14 protein-coding genes are annotated in these 16,256 nt (G+C 52.0%); 4 read left to right on the forward strand and 10 right to left on the reverse strand.

The genetic code is table 11. The features are described 5' to 3' along the window. The first annotated feature begins 1 nt into the window (after position 1). The 3 genes from JYB63_RS11920 to JYB63_RS11930 all read left to right on the forward strand — a co-directional run bounded on the left by JYB63_RS11920 (position 2) and on the right by JYB63_RS11930 (position 4,821). Positions 2–1,729 carry a dipeptide ABC transporter ATP-binding protein gene (locus tag JYB63_RS11920; RefSeq protein ID WP_205658072.1) on the forward strand — a complete coding sequence of 576 codons (1,728 nt, stop codon included), beginning with the start codon at positions 2–4 and terminating at the stop codon, positions 1,727–1,729. Positions 1,730–1,783: 54 nt separating this feature from the next. Then, positions 1,784–2,683, forward strand: a complete 900-nt coding sequence (locus JYB63_RS11925; protein WP_205658073.1) for a LysR family transcriptional regulator — start codon at positions 1,784–1,786, stop codon at positions 2,681–2,683. 188 nt (positions 2,684–2,871) lie between these two features. Continuing rightward, positions 2,872–4,821 carry a putative bifunctional diguanylate cyclase/phosphodiesterase gene (locus tag JYB63_RS11930; RefSeq protein WP_205658074.1) on the forward strand — a complete coding sequence of 650 codons (1,950 nt, stop codon included), beginning with the start codon at positions 2,872–2,874 and terminating at the stop codon, positions 4,819–4,821. On the opposite strand, the gene JYB63_RS11935 is transcribed toward JYB63_RS11930, so the two are convergent. The 10 genes from JYB63_RS11935 to JYB63_RS11980 form a co-directional block, all read right to left on the reverse strand. After that, complete coding sequence (locus tag JYB63_RS11935; RefSeq protein ID WP_243431949.1) at positions 4,788–5,711, reverse strand: type II toxin-antitoxin system death-on-curing family toxin; 924 nt, start codon at positions 5,709–5,711, stop codon at positions 4,788–4,790. The two genes, JYB63_RS11930 and JYB63_RS11935, sit on opposite strands and share 34 nt — an antisense overlap. 478 nt (positions 5,712–6,189) lie before the next feature. Then, positions 6,190–7,860 carry a formate--tetrahydrofolate ligase gene (locus tag JYB63_RS11940; protein WP_205658076.1) on the reverse strand — a complete coding sequence of 557 codons (1,671 nt, stop codon included), beginning with the start codon at positions 7,858–7,860 and terminating at the stop codon, positions 6,190–6,192. 445 nt (positions 7,861–8,305) lie between these two features. Further along, positions 8,306–8,893, reverse strand: a complete 588-nt coding sequence (locus JYB63_RS11945) for a cytochrome c3 family protein (RefSeq protein WP_205658077.1) — start codon at positions 8,891–8,893, stop codon at positions 8,306–8,308. Positions 8,894–8,904: 11 nt separating this feature from the next. Then, positions 8,905–9,345, reverse strand: coding sequence for a nitrate reductase cytochrome c-type subunit (locus JYB63_RS11950; RefSeq protein ID WP_205658078.1), 441 nt, complete (start codon positions 9,343–9,345; stop codon positions 8,905–8,907). Next, positions 9,342–10,226 (reverse strand): quinol dehydrogenase ferredoxin subunit NapH, encoded by an 885-nt coding sequence (gene napH, locus JYB63_RS11955; protein ID WP_205658079.1) that lies wholly within the window; start codon positions 10,224–10,226, stop codon positions 9,342–9,344. The genes JYB63_RS11950 and napH overlap by 4 nt, the downstream gene beginning before the upstream one ends. After that, complete coding sequence (napG, locus tag JYB63_RS11960) at positions 10,216–11,004, reverse strand: ferredoxin-type protein NapG (protein ID WP_243431950.1); 789 nt, start codon at positions 11,002–11,004, stop codon at positions 10,216–10,218. The genes napH and napG overlap by 11 nt, the downstream gene beginning before the upstream one ends. A 26-nt stretch (positions 11,005–11,030) precedes the next feature. Further along, the gene (gene napA, locus JYB63_RS11965) at positions 11,031–13,538 is read right to left on the reverse strand and encodes a nitrate reductase catalytic subunit NapA (RefSeq protein WP_205658080.1); all 2,508 of its coding nucleotides are present in this window, start codon (positions 13,536–13,538) and stop codon (positions 11,031–11,033) included. A gap of 114 nt (positions 13,539–13,652) precedes the next feature. After that, positions 13,653–13,922, reverse strand: a complete 270-nt coding sequence (locus JYB63_RS11970; RefSeq protein ID WP_205658081.1) for a chaperone NapD — start codon at positions 13,920–13,922, stop codon at positions 13,653–13,655. Beyond that, positions 13,919–14,422, reverse strand: coding sequence for a ferredoxin-type protein NapF (gene napF / locus JYB63_RS11975; RefSeq protein ID WP_205658082.1), 504 nt, complete (start codon positions 14,420–14,422; stop codon positions 13,919–13,921). Before napF ends, JYB63_RS11970 begins: the two co-directional genes overlap by 4 nt. Positions 14,423–14,426: 4 nt before the next feature. Next, positions 14,427–14,597, reverse strand: a complete 171-nt coding sequence (locus JYB63_RS11980) for a periplasmic nitrate reductase, NapE protein (protein ID WP_205658083.1) — start codon at positions 14,595–14,597, stop codon at positions 14,427–14,429. A 284-nt stretch (positions 14,598–14,881) separates the two neighbouring features. On the opposite strand from JYB63_RS11980, the gene JYB63_RS11985 reads away from it, so the two are divergent. Next, on the forward strand, positions 14,882–16,135 hold the full coding sequence (locus JYB63_RS11985) for a DEAD/DEAH box helicase (RefSeq protein WP_205658084.1): 1,254 nt from the start codon (positions 14,882–14,884) through the stop codon (positions 16,133–16,135). The last annotated feature ends 121 nt before the right edge of the window (positions 16,136–16,256 follow it).

The raw sequence follows: 16,256 nt of genomic DNA on the forward strand, positions 1-16,256 counted from the left end.
TATGATGATGCACAGCGATGCCGGCAACCTGCTGGAAATACGTGATTTAAGTATCGATTTTAATACCGATGAAGGCCGGATACGGGCGGTGAATAACGTCAGCCTGGATATCAAACCGGGCGAGGTGATGGGCTTGGTCGGGGAGAGCGGTTCCGGTAAATCCGTCACCGCCAAAACCATTATGCGCCTGAGCCCGGGGAACGCAATTATTCATCCCGGCAGTTCGGTACACCTGCGCCATCAGCAGCAGGATATCAATGTTCTGAAGCTGCGGGGTAAAGATATGCGGCTGGTACGTGGTGATGCCGTTTCGATGATCTTTCAGGAGCCGATGGCCAGCTTTGCACCGGCGATCCGCATCAGTGATCAGATCATTCAGACCATGCAGATTCATTTGGGTGTTTCCCGTGAAGAAGCCCGAAAGGCAGGCATTGAACTGTTTGACCGGGTAGGCATTCTGGAACCGGAAAAACGCTTTGATCAGTATGTATTTGAACTGTCCGGCGGGATGCGCCAGCGGGCAATGATCGCCATGGCCCTTTCGACCAAGCCTAAGTTGCTGATTGCCGATGAGCCTACTACCGCACTGGATGTGACCATTCAGGCCCAGGTATTGGAGCTGATGCTGGAGCTGCGTGAGCAGTACGGCATGGGCATGCTGTTTATTACCCATGACCTTGGAGTCATCTCGAAAATTGCCGACAGGGTCACGGTAATGAAGAAAGGTGAAGTGGTGGAAGCAGGTTCCGCAGAACGGGTTCTGTTTGCCCCGGAACATGCGTATACCAAGCGTTTGCTGGATGCCTTGCCACACCTTGATGAGTTGCCTGAGCCACCGGCTAAACCCCCCAGAGCGATGGTGTCTGTTGATAATCTGTCAGTGACGTATCAGCTGTCCGGTGCGGCCCGTCAGCGGGACAGTTTTACCGCGGTGAAGAATATCTCACTGGATTTGCCGAAGGGGCAGATCATAGGTCTGGTTGGCGAAAGCGGCTCCGGGAAAACCTCACTGGGTAAAGCCTTGCTGGGGGCCGCGCCGATCAGTAGCGGTACTGTTCGGTACAACCGTAAGAAACATCCGGTTGAGTTTGGCGCGCAGAAACCGCTTAAACGCAAAGATCTGGTTCGTACCGCACAGCTGGTGTTTCAGGACCCATACAGTTCGCTGAATCCGCGGATGACGGTGCGGGATATTATCGCCGAGCCCCTGGAGGCGATGAAACTGACTAAAAACCGTGAAGAGACCGACAAGAAGGTCATTGCCATCGCTAAACGTTGTCACATTGACGTGACCCATTTACGGCGTTTTCCCCATGCTTTTTCCGGTGGGCAGCGGCAGCGGATCAGCATTGCCCGGGCGCTGATCTGTAAACCGAAATTCATTGTTGCGGATGAGTCTGTCGCGGCGCTGGATGTATCTATTCAGGCGGAGATTCTGGCCCTGCTGAAAGAGTTGCGCGATGAGTTGGGGCTGACCATTCTGTTTATCTCCCATGACCTGAGCGTGATCGCTAACCTGTGTGACTGGGTCTGTGTAATGAAGCATGGTGATCTGGTGGAGCAGGGCAATGTCCGGGATATTTTTCTGAACCCTCAGCAGCCCTATACCCGGCAGTTGATCGCCTCAATTCCGTTGCTGGAGCGCAGGGAGGAGCCTGCCGATGCGCCTGAGCCAGTATCTGTACCGGCTAACGGTGTGGTGACTGATGTTGCTGCGACGACTGTTTAAAGCGCCTGATGAGCCAGATATCTGTTAACAGCGTCAGTAAAAATGTGTCTGTGAATGTTAAGCAATGAGAAACCGATGGATATTACCCTGAATGAAATCCGCACCTTTAATGCCGTGGTACGGGCCGGCAGTTTTACCCGGGCAGCTAAACTGCTGGGGGTGAGCCAGCCGGCGGTTACCGCCCAGATTCGCAAGCTGGAATCGCGCTGTGAATTTCCGTTACTGGAGCGGTTCAGTAAAGAGGTGCGTCCGACAAGTTTGGGTAAACAGCTGAATCAGCTGAGCTGTCAGTATCTGGATCTGGATATGGCGGTGGCTGCATTACTGGAGCCTGAGGAACGTACTGAAAATTTCCGGCTAAAACTGGCGACAGCTTCGCCGTTGATTTTTATGCCGCTGATGGCCGCGTTTAAAAAGCAGTATCCGAATGCCCATGTGCAGGTGATTGCCGGAACTACCCATGAGTGCCGGCAAATGATTATCGACCGGGACGCGGATATTGGTTTGTTTCCTTTGCCGAATCCGCCTGCCGGATTGTCGCGGCTGGCATTTCACTGCCATGGTCTGATGGCGATCCTGCCGCATAGCCATCCCCATGCAGGGGCTGAGTCCGTCACTGCCCGTGACCTGATTGGCGATTCGCTGATTGCTTATAAAGACAACTCGTTTACGCAGGAGTACGTCAGGGAGATATTCAGCAGTGAGCATTTACAACCCCGCTTTGAAATGATGATGAGTACTTCGGAGCATGTCAGTAATGCAGTAGTTCAGGAGCTGGGGGTAGGGTTTGCGCTGAGTGATGATATTCGTCCTGATCCGCGTTACGCGCTGGTACCGGTAGCAGGCACTGAAATGGATGTGACTGAACATGTGGTCTGGCTGAAAACGAGGAGCCAGCAACAGGGGATTCGGGAGTTTGTGGAGATGGCGCTGATGCAGCGGAATATTGATTAAAATATTCGATTCTTCTGCATACCATTTATCCCTGTAAATGGCTATTGTTTTCTGTATCCGGTGCGCATTATAGGTAAATATACTTACCATTTTGGGTCTTTAGCGTGCTATATTGGACACTTGAGTTTTGGGTGTCTAAAACCTTTAGTACCCTCATAAAAAAATTGTGTGAGACTGAAGGATTAGCAATGCTAGATATTGATCAGCTTCAGACGCCGGTTTGGATATACGATATTGATAACTATCGTATCCATTGGGCGAATGAAAGTGCACTGACTTTATGGCACTCACCAAGCCTTGAAGAACTCACTTCCCGGGATTTCCAGGAAGGCACGTCTGATGCTGTTCAGCACACGCTTCTTAATTATCTGGATGACTTCGCATTAGGTAAACGTATTTGCCACTGGTGGCAGTTATCGCCAAAAGGCGAAGCGAAAGATGTTTACTGTCAGTTTTCCGGAATCCACCTGGAAGATGGCCGGCTGGCCATGCTGGTTGAAGGCCTTCATGTTGAACGCGCAGAGATAGCCGCGCTGGTCAGCGGCACCATTATGATCTGCCTGTTTAATGATCAGTTCGAATTACTCAGTTCTAATCCTTCATTCCGGCAGCAGTTTGGCACGGACATCCATAATCTTGCTGATCTTATTCCGGTTGATGAGCTGGTTAAGATTGACCGTCAGCTGGCCGGTAAAGATAAGTATTATGAGCAGGATGTCTGTTTACAGTGTGCCGACGGGAATCGCTGGCACAGCATTGAGGTGCGTCTGAGCGAAACCACTGAAGGTGATTTTGTTGTCAGCCTGCAGGACATCCACGAACGTAAAAGCCGTGAGCTGGAGTTACAGCAAATGGCGACCCATGATGTGCTGACCGGTGTTTTCAACCGTAAGGGTTTGTTTCAGCGCATGCAACGTCTGCATAGCACGCAGACGCCTTTCTCTGTCTATTACATCGATCTGGATGGCTTTAAACCGATTAACGATGGCTTTGGCCATGCGGTGGGTGACAGCCTGCTGTGTCAGGTTGCCAGCCGTCTGAGACGCTGTACCGGGGATGATGGAGACATTGCCCGTATCGGTGGCGATGAGTTTGTGGTCATCTTGCCGGAAGTGTGTGTGGATGATTACTTTGATGTGTTTGCCACTGCATTGGTTCAGAGCCTTTCCGGACAATATAAGATTTCCGATGATATCCCGCCGGTTGTTCTGTCGGTCAGTGTGGGGGTTGCCAGTTATCCCCGTGATGATGAAGACCTTGATCTGCTGCTGGCGGATGCCGATGCGGCCATGTACATGGCTAAAGGTTCCGGCCGCCGCTGCTGGATTCAGTATCGTCAGGGGATGCGTGAGCAACTATTAAGACGGACGCAGATTTCCCAGCGTATCGGTGCCGCGCTGCTGAATGATGAATTCGAGATGTGCTATCAGCCGGTGTTTGATATGCATGATTCCCGGGTAGTCATTGTTGAAGCGCTGGTTCGCTGGCCCGGTTCTGAACTGGCTGAAGTCAGTCCGGATGAGCTGATTGATGTGGCCGAGCATTGCGGGCTGATCGGTGAACTGAGCAGCTGGATTTTTTATCAGGCCTGCCAGGAGTTTCGCTCAATACGGCAACGCTTTGGCAAGCAGGTATTGTTGTCGCTGAATGTCTCCGGGCTGCATATCCAGCAGGGCAGACTGATCAGCGATCTTGAGTATGCAATTAATTCTGCCGGTCTCGCCCCTCAGGATGTGGTGCTGGAGCTGACCGAGCGGGTCATCATGCCTGACTCTAAGGAATACTCGTCAACCATTGATCAGCTGATTGGCTACGGCTTCAGCTTTGCAATCGATGACTTCGGTACCGGTTTCTCTTCGTTAGCCTATCTCAACAGTATCCCTGCCAAATGGGTCAAACTGGACCGTGAGTTCGTTGCCCGGCTGGATAAAGGCGTTGAAACGGTCACCTGTATTCATAAGCTGGTGAGTGCTCTGGGCATGAACATGATTGTGGAAGGGGTGGAAAAACGCTGGCAGGTTGAAAAGCTGAAAGAGCATCAGATTTTTTATCAGCAGGGTTATTATCATTTCTCTCCGGCTAATCTCCGCGACCTGTTGTGCGATCAGTCTGAACTGAAATGGGTCAATGTGGGCTGATCAGACAGCTCAATGAAGTGTTCAGTCAGGCGAATCATCAATTCTTTCTGAGCCGGCGCGCTTTCGGCGATCATCAGAGTCAATGCCACCAGTGTATTATCGTTAATCATCAGCTCAGTGGGCTTTGCCAGAAGGTGTTTATTTATATTCAAGTACCAAATAAACATAAAGGCACCGGTGCGTTTATTTCCATCAGTAAAAGGATGGTTTTTGATAATCAGATAGAGCAGGTTTGCAGCCCGGCTGGCGATATTTGGATAGAATAATTCTTCGGCAAATCCTTGTTCAATTGTATTTATTGCTGACCATAAGCCGTTATTTCTTTGCAGAGCGAAGAGTTGAGTGGCCTCACCTTTACTGATGAGTTCCTGCTTCAGGGTTTCAATCGCTGATTCTGTTTCCCGGTGGCTGAGTTGCCGCATTTGTTTTTGTTGCTGAGTATGTCTGATTTCACCCAGAGTGGCTTCATCGTAGCCAAGTATGAGACTCCAGCTGCGTACATAGTTACTGATAACTGACAGTACATCTGCGCCTGCAGGATCAATCAGTTGCTGATTTCTGAGAGTGCGGTTGAGAAGATCAATAGTTTGTTTAAATTCATGTCCCTGTTCTCGCAGCCGCTGTTCGTTGATACTGAACCCCTGTATAAGATGCTGTTTCAGAATGCGGTTTGCCCAGATTCTGAACTGTGTTGCCCGTGAGGAATTAACGCGGTAGCCGACAGAAATGACAGCATCGAGATTGTAGTGTTTAGTGCTATAAATACGTTTATTTGTACCCATATGTTCCAAAATGGAACATGTACTGTCTTCCCGCAGTTCCGCTGATGTATATATGTTATTTAGATGTTTGGTGATAGCTGGTCGGCGAGTGCCAAATAGTTCTGCCATCTGCGCCTGAGTCAGCCATATATTTTCATTGGTAACTTTAATGTCCAGTTGTATCTGGCCATCGGGCGAGGTGTACAGTTTTATCTGTGACGTCATGGTGCAGCATTCCTTTGCTGTTAAAGAGAAATATCTGCCTAATCCCTGGCAGAGTAAGTATCAGTGTATGTTTCTTAGACAGTGGATGTAAATGTCACTGACATCATATGCTTGGTTTCTGTTTTGCTTCAGGCATAGAAAACGGCGCTAAAAGCGCCGTTTTCATTTAGTAATAAATGATTAAGACTTAGAACAGACCCTGGATCAGGCCGTCTTCGTCAACGTGGATGTGGTTCGCAGCTGGAACACGTGGCAGAGTAGGCCAATGCTGCCATGATGTCGCTCTATGACATCATATGCCTGGTTTTTACCTTTCTTTAGACATAAAAAAATGGCTCCCGAGGGAGCCATTTTTATACGTTGTTTAAGATTTTAAAAAATCTTAGAACAGACCCTGGATCAGGCCGTCTTCGTCAACGTGGATGTGGTTCGCAGCTGGAACACGTGGCAGACCAGGCATGGTCATGATGTCACCACATACTGCAACGATGAACTCAGCACCAGCAGACAGACGTACTTCACGAACAGTTACTGTGTGATCGCTTGGTGCGCCACGCAGGTTCATGTCAGTAGAGAAGCTGTACTGGGTCTTAGCCATACATACAGGCAGGTTGCCGAAGCCTTGCTGTTCGAACTGATGCAGACGGTCACGGACAGTCTTGTCTGCAGCTACATCACCAGCGCCGTAGATGTTCTTAGCGATAGTTTCGATTTTCTCGAACAGAGGCATATCCAGGTGGTACAGAGGAGCGAATTGTGCAGAACCACCTTCGATGATATCAACAACTTTGTTCGCCAGTGCTTCAGTACCTTCACCACCGTTAGCCCAGTGGCTAGCCAGGATAGCTTCAACGCCTTCTTCAGAAGCCGCAGCCTGAACAGCAGCGATTTCTGCGTCAGTGTCGTGGATGAACTGGTTGATAGCAACAACAACAGGTACACCGAACTTCTTAACGTTCTGGATGTGACGAACCAGGTTCGCGCAACCTTTCTGAACTGCTTCAACGTTTTCGCCAGTCAGTTCGTCTTTAGCAACACCACCGTGCATCTTCAGAGCACGTACAGTTGCAACGATTACTGCAGCTTCAGGCTTCAGGCCAGCTTTACGGCACTTGATGTCGAAGAACTTCTCAGCACCCAGGTCAGCACCGAAACCTGCTTCAGTTACAACGTAGTCAGCCAGTTTCAGAGCTGCTTTAGTTGCAATTACAGAGTTACAGCCGTGTGCGATGTTCGCGAACGGGCCACCGTGGATGAAAGCAGGGTTGTTTTCCAGAGTCTGAACCAGGTTAGGGTTCAGAGCGTCTTTCAGCAGAGTCGCCATTGCGCCGTCTGCATCCAGCTGCTTAGCACGGATTGGAGTACGCTCACGGGTTTCAGCAACGATGATGTTACCGATACGCTCACGCAGATCGTTCATGTCAGATGCCAGGCAGAAGATAGCCATGATTTCAGACGCAACAGTGATGTCGAAACCGTCGGTACGGGAGTAACCGTTACCTGGGCCACCCAGGCCGTTAGCGATTTCACGCAGTGCGCGGTCGTTCATGTCGATTACACGCTTGTACGCGATACGACGGCTGTCGATACCCAGATCGTTACCCCAGTAGATGTGGTTGTCGATCAGAGCAGCCAGCAGGTTGTGTGCAGCACCGATAGCGTGGAAGTCGCCGGTGAAGTGCAGGTTGATATCTTCCATTGGTACTACCTGAGCTTTACCGCCGCCGGCAGCACCACCCTTCATACCAAAACATGGGCCCAGAGAAGGCTCACGCAGTGCAATCATTGCTTTCTTACCGATACGGTTCAGGCCATCGCCCAGACCAACGGTAGTAGTAGTTTTACCTTCACCAGCCGGAGTTGGGCTGATTGCAGTAACCAGGATCAGTTTGCCGTCTGGACGATCCTTTAGAGTTTCGATGTAGTCGAGGTTAACCTTGGCTTTATCGTGGCCGTAAGGGCTAATATGCTCGTTTGGGATCTCCAGTTTCGCAGCAATTTCGCTGATGTGCTGTTTTTTTGCTGCGCGAGCAATATCGATATCAGTATTCACCTTTTATACCTCTGTTAGAGAATCACGTTTTGGCGAGAGCGCCGGTATTTGTATGTAATCATTCAGAATGATTGGGTCGTTAAGCGCAGCATTCTAATGTGTTGCGTCTTAGCAAGAATCTCCAAAGCAAAAAGCAGCGATATAATGCATATCCTGAGGCAATTTTTCAATGGCTACAGGCAATATGTATTAAGTAAAACTGCGTTTACTCCCGTGAACAGAATGCGACGACTCCAATGTGTGTAGTCAATCATTTTCAGGGCAGGGGAATTTATCTCTTTTAGCCATTAGCTTGTGTATCTGCGACACCCTGAGAAAAAACATTCTCTGAGACGACAAATGTGCCGAAACTTTGAGCAATTCAGGAAACTTATGTGGCCAAAAAGAAAATTGCCGCGCACTGATTCTGAACAGGGCGCGGCAATTGTGTCAGTGGTTGTCCGGCTTAGTGCCAGCCTTCCACACCAGTCATGTCAGGCAGCTGGTGAGCAATACCTTTGTGACAGTCAATACAGGTTTTTTCACCGGATGCCAGGGCAGTGGAGTGCTGCTTGGCGGCCCGGCCGGCCTGCAGGGTGAAGTCCATGCTGTCGAACTCGTGACAGTTACGGCATTCCAGCGAGTCATTCGCTTTCAGACGTGCCCATTCGTGCTCGGCCAGTTCACGGCGTTTGGCTTCGAATTTCTCCGGAGTGTTAATGGTTCCGAAGATCTTGCCCCACACTTCTTTAGATGCCTGCATCTTACGGGCGATCTTGTCAGTCCAGTTATGCGGTACGTGACAATCCGGGCAGCTGGCCCGTACGCCTGAACGGTTTGAGTAGTGAATGGTTGGCTTCAGCTCTTCAAACACGTTGTTACGCATTTCGTGACAGGACACACAGAACTCTTCAGTGTTGGTCATTTCCAGCGCGGTGTTGAAACCACCCCAGAAGATGATACCGGCCACAAAGCCACCAACAGTCAGGAAGCCCAGGCTGTAGTGTACGGCAGGGCGAGTCAGAGTGCGCCAAATCGATTTGATTAACTGCATGGCTGTGCTCCTTACTCGCCGGCTGCGCCGGCAGGCTCAAAAGTATTTTCAACCAGTGGTGGTGCCTCTACCTGAGGAACGTGACACTGCTGGCAGAAGTAGCGGCGTGGTGATACATCAGTCAGTTCTACACCGTCACGGTTTTTGAAGTGAGTGATACTGATCTTGGTTGCGCCGTACTTTTTGTAGTTCTTGAAGCTGTGGCAGCTTAAGCACTTGTTAGAGTTCTTATTCACCTGATAACCGCGGATTGAGTGCGGGATCAGTGGTGGCTGCTGTACGTAATCCAGTTGCAGGCCTTCATGCTCTTTCGGGTAGTTTTTCAGCTCAGCGGTGGCTGCCTGGCTGTCCAGGTCATGGCTGCGCAGTGAACCGCCCAGATCGCCAAACTCTTCAGCAACAACAGGGGCAGACAGGATGGCAATTAAAGATAGTAGCAATAGGTTTTTCATTTTTTGTTCTCCACCTCAGTGGTAAATCGGGTATTGATTTCAAATACAGACTCAGCGCATACATCGATGCAGCGGCTGCAATTTGTACAATCAGAGGCAAAAATAATTGGGCTGACACCATTGGCAGCGCCTTTTAATACCGGTTTCAGAATCTGAGGTTCAGGGCAGACCTTGTAACAGTCCATACAATCATCGCAGCGTTCGCGGTGTCTGGCATTGACCCGGATCACGCTAAGCTTGCCTATCAGGCCGTAGAAGGCGCCCATCGGACACAGGTGGCTGCACCAGGCCCGCTGGCTGATAAGTAAGTCCAGCAGAAAGATCATGGCAATCAGTACCCAGCCACTGCCCAGACCGAAGATCAGTCCGCGCTGCAACAGGGAAACCGGATTCACCAGTTCCCAGATCAGCAGTCCGCCAACCACCGGTAGCAGCAGTGACAGCCCCAGTAACCAATAGCGCAGGCTGTTGGATATCCGGGTTGTTTTGCTGATACCTAATCGGCGGCGTAACCAGCTGGCAGCATCGGTGACAATGTTCACCGGGCATACCCAGCTGCAGTAACTGCGTCCGCCGACCAGCATGTAGAACAGCAGGACGATTGCGCCGCCCAGTAACGCTGTTTCAGCCGGCCAGTGACCACTGGCGATGAGTTGTGCAAGTACAAACGGATCACTTAAAGGCACTGTATTCAGCACTGTGGAGCTGCTGAGGTTTCCCTTAAGGATATCCAGTCCGTACAGAAAGCTGGCAGCAAACAGGGCCAGAATGCTCAGCTGGCTGATACGGCGCAGCACCAGAAAACGGTGAGCATGCCACCATCCCAGTTTTGCTGCCGCTTCAGCACCAACGTGGCTGTTAGCCTGACGTTCAGTTGGCATTGCTGTTCTCCGGTCTGCGGATTTCCAGTTTTAACTGTTCCGGTACCAGTGAGCCGCCGTTACGGGCCTTTTCTTCCCAGCCCAGCCGGTAGTGCTGGCCAAGGGTGCCACTGGCGAGTTCCAGTGGCAGGACCTTAATGGCGGTTTCATCCAGTACGCAGGCTTCTTCACACTTACCACAGCCGGTGCAGGCATCGGACTGAACGGTAGGAATGAATAAAGCATGCTTGCCGGTACGACTGTTGCGCTGTCGCTCCAGAGTGATTGCCTCGTCAATTAACGGGCATACCCGGTAGCAAACATCACAACGCAGGCCCTGAAAGTTCAGGCAGTTCTTTTCATCAATCAGCACGGCGGTGCCCATGCGGGCGTCGTCGATATTCTTCAGTGCAGGATCCAGCGCGCCGCTTGGGCAGGCGGCCACACAGGGAATATCTTCACACATCTCGCAGGGAACTTTTCTGGCTTCAAACCAGGGAGTACCGCTGGGTGCAGGGTCGAATAAAGTTGCCAGTTTCAGAGTGTCGTAAGGACAGTCTTCCACACACAAACCACACCGCAGACAAGCATTCAGGAAGTCATCGCCGGGTAATGCGCCGGGTGGGCGGATTGCCTGAGGATCACTGCGCTTTGCGCTGCTTGCCCAGGCGGTAAGGCCCAGGCCAACCATGCCGGCAGCAGAGGCACCGCGGGCGACGTCAGTAAAAAACTGACGTCTTGCCGGTGCCTTGCTGGCGGATGATTCAGAGCGACGCTGCTTGTCCATGGTCTGCTTCATTAATCAGATTCTTAACGCGCCAGGCGTTAAACCTTCTCGATGCGCACAGCGCACTTCTTGAAGTCAGTTTCTTTTGACAGCGGATCGGTAGCATCCAGTGTCAGACGGTTAACTAACTGCTTCGCATCGAAGAACGGCATGAATACCAGACCTTCCGGCGGACGGTTACGGCCACGGGTTTCTACCCGGGTAGTAATTTCGCCACGGCGGGATGCCACCCGGACCTCGTCACCACGGCGCAGCTTGCGCTTCTTGGCATCTTCCGGATGCATGTACACCACGCTGTCCGGGAAGGCCCGGTACAGCTCAGGTACCCGGCGGGTCATGGTGCCAGTGTGCCAGTGTTCCAGAACCCGGCCGGTGGACAGCCACAGATCGAATTCTTCATCCGGAGATTCAGCAGCAGGCTCGTAAGGCAGGGCGAAGATGATCGCACGCTTGTCTTTCTTCTTACCGTAGAACTGTACTTCGCTGCCGGCTTCCACGTATGGATCGTAACCTTCACGGAAACGCCACAGGGTTTCTTTGCCGTCAACAACCGGCCAGCGCATACCGCGGGTCTTGTGGTACATGTCGTACGGTGCCAGGTCGTGGGCGTGACCACGGCCGAATTCAGCGTATTCTTCGAACAGACCTTTCTGTACGTAGAAGCCGAAGTCGTTGGCTTCATCGTTGATCTGGCCTTCCGGCAGATCAGACAGCGGGAATTTATCAACCTGACCGTTCTTGTACAGAACGTCGTACAGAGTTTTGCCACGGTATTCAGGCATCGCTGCCAGCAGGGCATCAGACCATACTTCTTCAACCTTGAAGCGCTTGGAGAACTCAACCAGCTGCCACAGGTCAGACTTAGCGCCTTCACTTGGCGGTACCTGCTGGTACCAGGTCTGGGTACGGCGTTCAGCGTTACCGTATGCACCTTCTTTCTCTACCCACATTGCTGTTGGCAGGATCAGGTCAGATGCCTGAGCAGTAACAGTTGGGTACGGGTCAGATGTCACGATGAAGTTAGCCGGGTTGCGGTAACCTGGCAGGCCTTCTTCGTTCATGTTCGGAGCTGCCTGCATGTTGTTGTTACACATTACCCAGTAGCAGTTCAGCTTGCCGTCTTTCAGCATGCGGTTCTGCAAGACTGCGTGGTAACCAACTTTTGCAGGAACAGTACCTTCCGGCAGTTTCCAGATTTTCTCAGCGATATCACGGTGTGGCTTCTTCTTCACAACCATGTCTGCTGGCAGACGGTGTGCGAAAGTACCTACTTCACGGGCAGTACCACAGGCAGAAGGCTGGCCGGTCAGGGAGAACGGACCGTTACCCGGCGCAGAGATCTTACCGGTCAGCAGGTGGATGTTGTACACCAGGTTGTTGGCCCATACACCGCGGGTGTGCTGGTTGAAGCCCATGGTCCAGTAAGACACAACCTTACGGTTTGGATCGGCATACAGCTTGGCCAGTTCTTCCAGGTTCTTCTGAGGAACACCGGACAGCTCAGAAGTGTATTCCAGGGTGTAGGTGCTGACGAATTCTGCGAATTCTTCAAAAGTGATCGGATCAGAACCGCCTTTACCCGGGTTCTTAGCCGCTTTTTCCAGCGGGTGAGTCGGACGCAGACCGTAACCGATGTCAGTCACACCTTTACGGAAGTTAGTGTGCTTCTCAACAAAGTCTTTGTTCACCGCATCGTTCTGGATGATGTAGTTCGCAATGTAGTTCAGGATCGCCAGGTCAGTCTGTGGAGTGAAGACGATCGGGTTATCAGCCAGTTCGAAGCTGCGGTGTTTGAAGGTAGACAGTACAGCGACTTTAACGTGATCGGCGCTCAGGGCACGGTCAGTCAGACGGGACCACAGAATCGGGTGCATTTCCGCCATGTTGGAGCCCCACAGCACGAATGCGTCGGCCTGTTCCAGATCGTCGTAGCAACCCATCGGCTCATCGATACCGAAGGTACGCATGAAGCCACCTACCGCAGATGCCATACAGTGACGGGCGTTCGGGTCGATGTGGTTAGAACGGAAGCCGGCTTTCATCAGCTTGGAAGCCGCGTAGCCTTCCATAACTGTCCACTGGCCGGAACCGAACATACCGACAGGCGGCATCTCGTCAGAGTTGCGGGTCTTGGCGATGGATTCTTTCCATTTTTCCGCCATGATGTCGAAAGCCTGATCCCAGCTGATCGGGGTGAACTCGCCGTTCTTGTCGTAGCGGCCGTCAGTCATCCGCAGCAGCGGTGTATTCAGACGGTCTTTGCCGTACATGATTTTTGACAGGAAGTAGCCCTTGATACAGTTCAGACCACGGTTTACCGGAGCTTCCGGGTCGCCCTGTGTGGCTACTACTTTACCGTTCTGGGTGCCGACCAGTACTGAACAGCCGGTGCCGCAGAAACGGCATGGCGCTTTATCCCACTTCACTTCAGTCTCGGAAGACTTGGTGATGAGGTTAGTCGCCTGGCTGGGCAGGCTGATGCCGGCCGCAACAGCTGCAGCAGATGCTGCCTGCGCTTTTACAAAGTCACGTCTGGATACCTTCATGGTGATCCTCTCTTGTTTACCTGTGTTTATTCTTCAGGCCCTGTTCCGTCAGACGGAAGCCGGGTCGCTCTTGTCTTTGCGGCGAACCGCGATATTCGGTGGTGCTAAACAGCATCAGGCGATGTGGTGGTACACCAGTGATGCTGAAAGAATGTGGTCGGCGCCCTGAATGTGGTCGATCCGGTCCAGTAACTGGGCCTGATCGTCCGCTTCCAGTACGACAACCAGCTTGCCTTCCGGTGTGGAGTTCGGAATCTCCGTACCGGGAATGCTGAAAATCGTTTCCTGTACCTGTTGCAAGTGGTCCGGGTGGCTCATGACGACCAGACTGGCGATATGCAGGTCCTTATCGTCGTGATACGAGTCATCCTGTTGCGCGTTCATAGCTGGACTCCATGATTGATTGTGATGGCGTTGCTGGGGCAGGTGCTGATGCAGGCGCCACAGCCGTTACATTGGTCAGTGTCGATCTGAGGTGAGCTGACCTGGCCCCGCCTTGGGCGGAAGCTGATGGCGTAAGGTTCACAGCTGTCTTCGCAGCTGCGGCACTCAACGCCGCTGTTGGTCAGGCACTTGGCACCGATTTCTATCTTCTGTTTCCAGGGCTGTTCTGTTTCCGGCCAGAAAAGTGGCTGGTCACAGGCGCTGGCACACTGATAGCAAAAGGTGCATTCGCCGCGGCTGAAATCGATTGTCGGGAAACCGCCGTCACCCCGTGTAATGATCTGGGTTTCACACTGTTTTATGCAGGCGTCACAGCGGTGACAGTCGGCAAGGAACAGCTGCTCATCCTTGATCCAGGGAAGGTTCTGGCGAAGAGGCTTTCCGGCTTGATCTCTGGACACTCTACCTCTGAAGAGTGCCCGACGGCTCAGATCGACCATAGGATTAACTTCCCGGAGGTCCGGTCAGAATCTGGGAGATCCAGACAATGAATCCGTAACCGACTACGACGGATACGGCCACGGCTGGCGCGATAACCCCGGTTAAAAACAGAAACGCTTTGGTTTCTTCTCCGCGGGACTGTTCCTGCGGTGTTGCACTTGTTGCTTCTTTCATCGTTTTGGCTTCCAAGAAAAATGCGTAAAACCATGCTAGCAGAAGGGTCATTGTGGATCTTGACGTGCATCAAGGGTTGCAGACGGGAAACTTGATCTGAGTCAATTGTTGCAACTTAAGTATGAAGCTGCGGGAATTGTCAGTGGAATCAGACACTTCTGAGTCCTGCCAGCAGGAAGCTGATACACTTACAGACAGTTATATTTTTAAGTGTTCTAAATGTGCTTCAGATGCCGGATTTGGCAGCCGGAGCAGGTTTAAAGATTTCAGTATAGGACAGGTAAGTGTTTACAGAATTGGGATTGCATCAGACGCTGGCTGATACGCTTCGCGAACGGGGATATGAGCAGCCAACTGCGGTGCAGACAGGCGCCATTCCACTGATTCTTGACGGGCGGGATGTGATGGCCGGTGCCCGAACTGGTACGGGAAAAACAGCGGCATTCGTGCTGCCGTTGCTGCAGCGGCTGATGGCTGATAGTCATGCCGGACAACGCAGTAATATTATGCCGGCGGTGTTGATTCTGACGCCAACCAGAGAGCTTGCCCAGCAGGTGTTTAAAAGTGCCCGGGACTATGCAGCAAATACCGGAATACGCAGTTGTCTGGTGTATGGCGGTGCCAGCCTGAATGTTCAGATTGCGGCGTTGCAGGAAGGTGTCGATCTGCTGGTGGCGACGCCCGGACGATTACTGGACCTTATCTTCAAAGGCGCGGTGGATCTGAGCCAGGTTGAAAGTCTGGTGTTTGATGAAGCGGACCGGATGCTGGACATGGGATTCATCGGTGAAATCCGCCAACTGCTGAAAAAACTGCCTGAGCAACGGCAGACACTGCTGTTTTCTGCCACCTTTGATGATGCCATTTTTAAACTCAGCAAGACCTTGCTGAATGACCCGGAAATTCTGCAGATCGATACCCGTAACAGTCCGGCTGAAGGGGTGGAGCAAAAAATATATGAAGTGGATGCGGAGAAAAAGCATCCGCTGTTGTCCTATCTGGTTGGCAGCAATAACTGGCAGCAGGTACTGGTGTTTACCCGTACCAAGCAGGCAGCAGATTATCTGGCACGGGAACTGACGGCGGATGGCCTGAATACCAAAGCGGTGCATGGGGATAAATCCCAGGGGGCCCGGGAACGGGAGCTGGAAGCCTTCCGTGAGGGTGAAGTACGGGTGCTGGTAGCAACCGATGTGGCTGCCCGGGGGCTGGATATCGACAGCCTGAACTATGTGATCAACTATCAGTTGCCCCACAATGCTGAGGATTATATTCACCGGATTGGCCGTACCGGACGGGCCGGCAGGGAAGGGCTGGCAGTCACTCTGATGAGCCAGGATGAACTTCATCTGCTGGAACCGATCGAAACTCTTTTGGATGAAAAACTTAACCGGCAGTGGTATCCGGGTTTTGAGCCGGATCTGAACAAGCCGGCGGCGGAGAAAAAGCGTCGTCCGCAATCCAAAAAACAGGCACGGGCAGAAGCGCTGGGGCTGAAACCCAAAGCGTCCGGTAAGCGTCGCGGGCGCCGTCGCTGAGCACTGTCCGGCTTTGATTACCGGCTGGAAATTGTCGCAGGTCAGCAAGTGGGTGAATCTGTTTGCGCTGTGTATAACCGGCTGATATATCTGGCCCTGAATAATTAAATGTAACGAGTTG

It is taken from the genome of Aliamphritea spongicola (assembly GCF_017051665.1).
In the GTDB taxonomy this organism is placed as follows: Bacteria; Pseudomonadota; Gammaproteobacteria; order Pseudomonadales; family Balneatricaceae; genus Amphritea; species Amphritea spongicola.

Coding starts and splice junctions, on each gene's coding strand:
- JYB63_RS11920 (WP_205658072.1), top strand. CDS start 2: ATGATGATGCACAGCGATGCCGGCAACCTGCTGGAAATACGTGATTTA.
- JYB63_RS11925 (WP_205658073.1), top strand. CDS start 1,784: ATGTTAAGCAATGAGAAACCGATGGATATTACCCTGAATGAAATCCGC.
- JYB63_RS11930 (WP_205658074.1), top strand. CDS start 2,872: ATGCTAGATATTGATCAGCTTCAGACGCCGGTTTGGATATACGATATT.
- JYB63_RS11935 (WP_243431949.1), bottom strand. CDS start 5,711: ATGGCAGAACTATTTGGCACTCGCCGACCAGCTATCACCAAACATCTA.
- JYB63_RS11945 (WP_205658077.1), bottom strand. CDS start 8,893: ATGCAGTTAATCAAATCGATTTGGCGCACTCTGACTCGCCCTGCCGTA.
- JYB63_RS11950 (WP_205658078.1), bottom strand. CDS start 9,345: ATGAAAAACCTATTGCTACTATCTTTAATTGCCATCCTGTCTGCCCCT.
- napH (WP_205658079.1), bottom strand. CDS start 10,226: ATGCCAACTGAACGTCAGGCTAACAGCCACGTTGGTGCTGAAGCGGCA.
- napG (WP_243431950.1), bottom strand. CDS start 11,004: ATGAAGCAGACCATGGACAAGCAGCGTCGCTCTGAATCATCCGCCAGC.
- napA (WP_205658080.1), bottom strand. CDS start 13,538: ATGAAGGTATCCAGACGTGACTTTGTAAAAGCGCAGGCAGCATCTGCT.
- JYB63_RS11970 (WP_205658081.1), bottom strand. CDS start 13,922: ATGAACGCGCAACAGGATGACTCGTATCACGACGATAAGGACCTGCAT.
- napF (WP_205658082.1), bottom strand. CDS start 14,422: ATGGTCGATCTGAGCCGTCGGGCACTCTTCAGAGGTAGAGTGTCCAGA.
- JYB63_RS11980 (WP_205658083.1), bottom strand. CDS start 14,597: ATGAAAGAAGCAACAAGTGCAACACCGCAGGAACAGTCCCGCGGAGAA.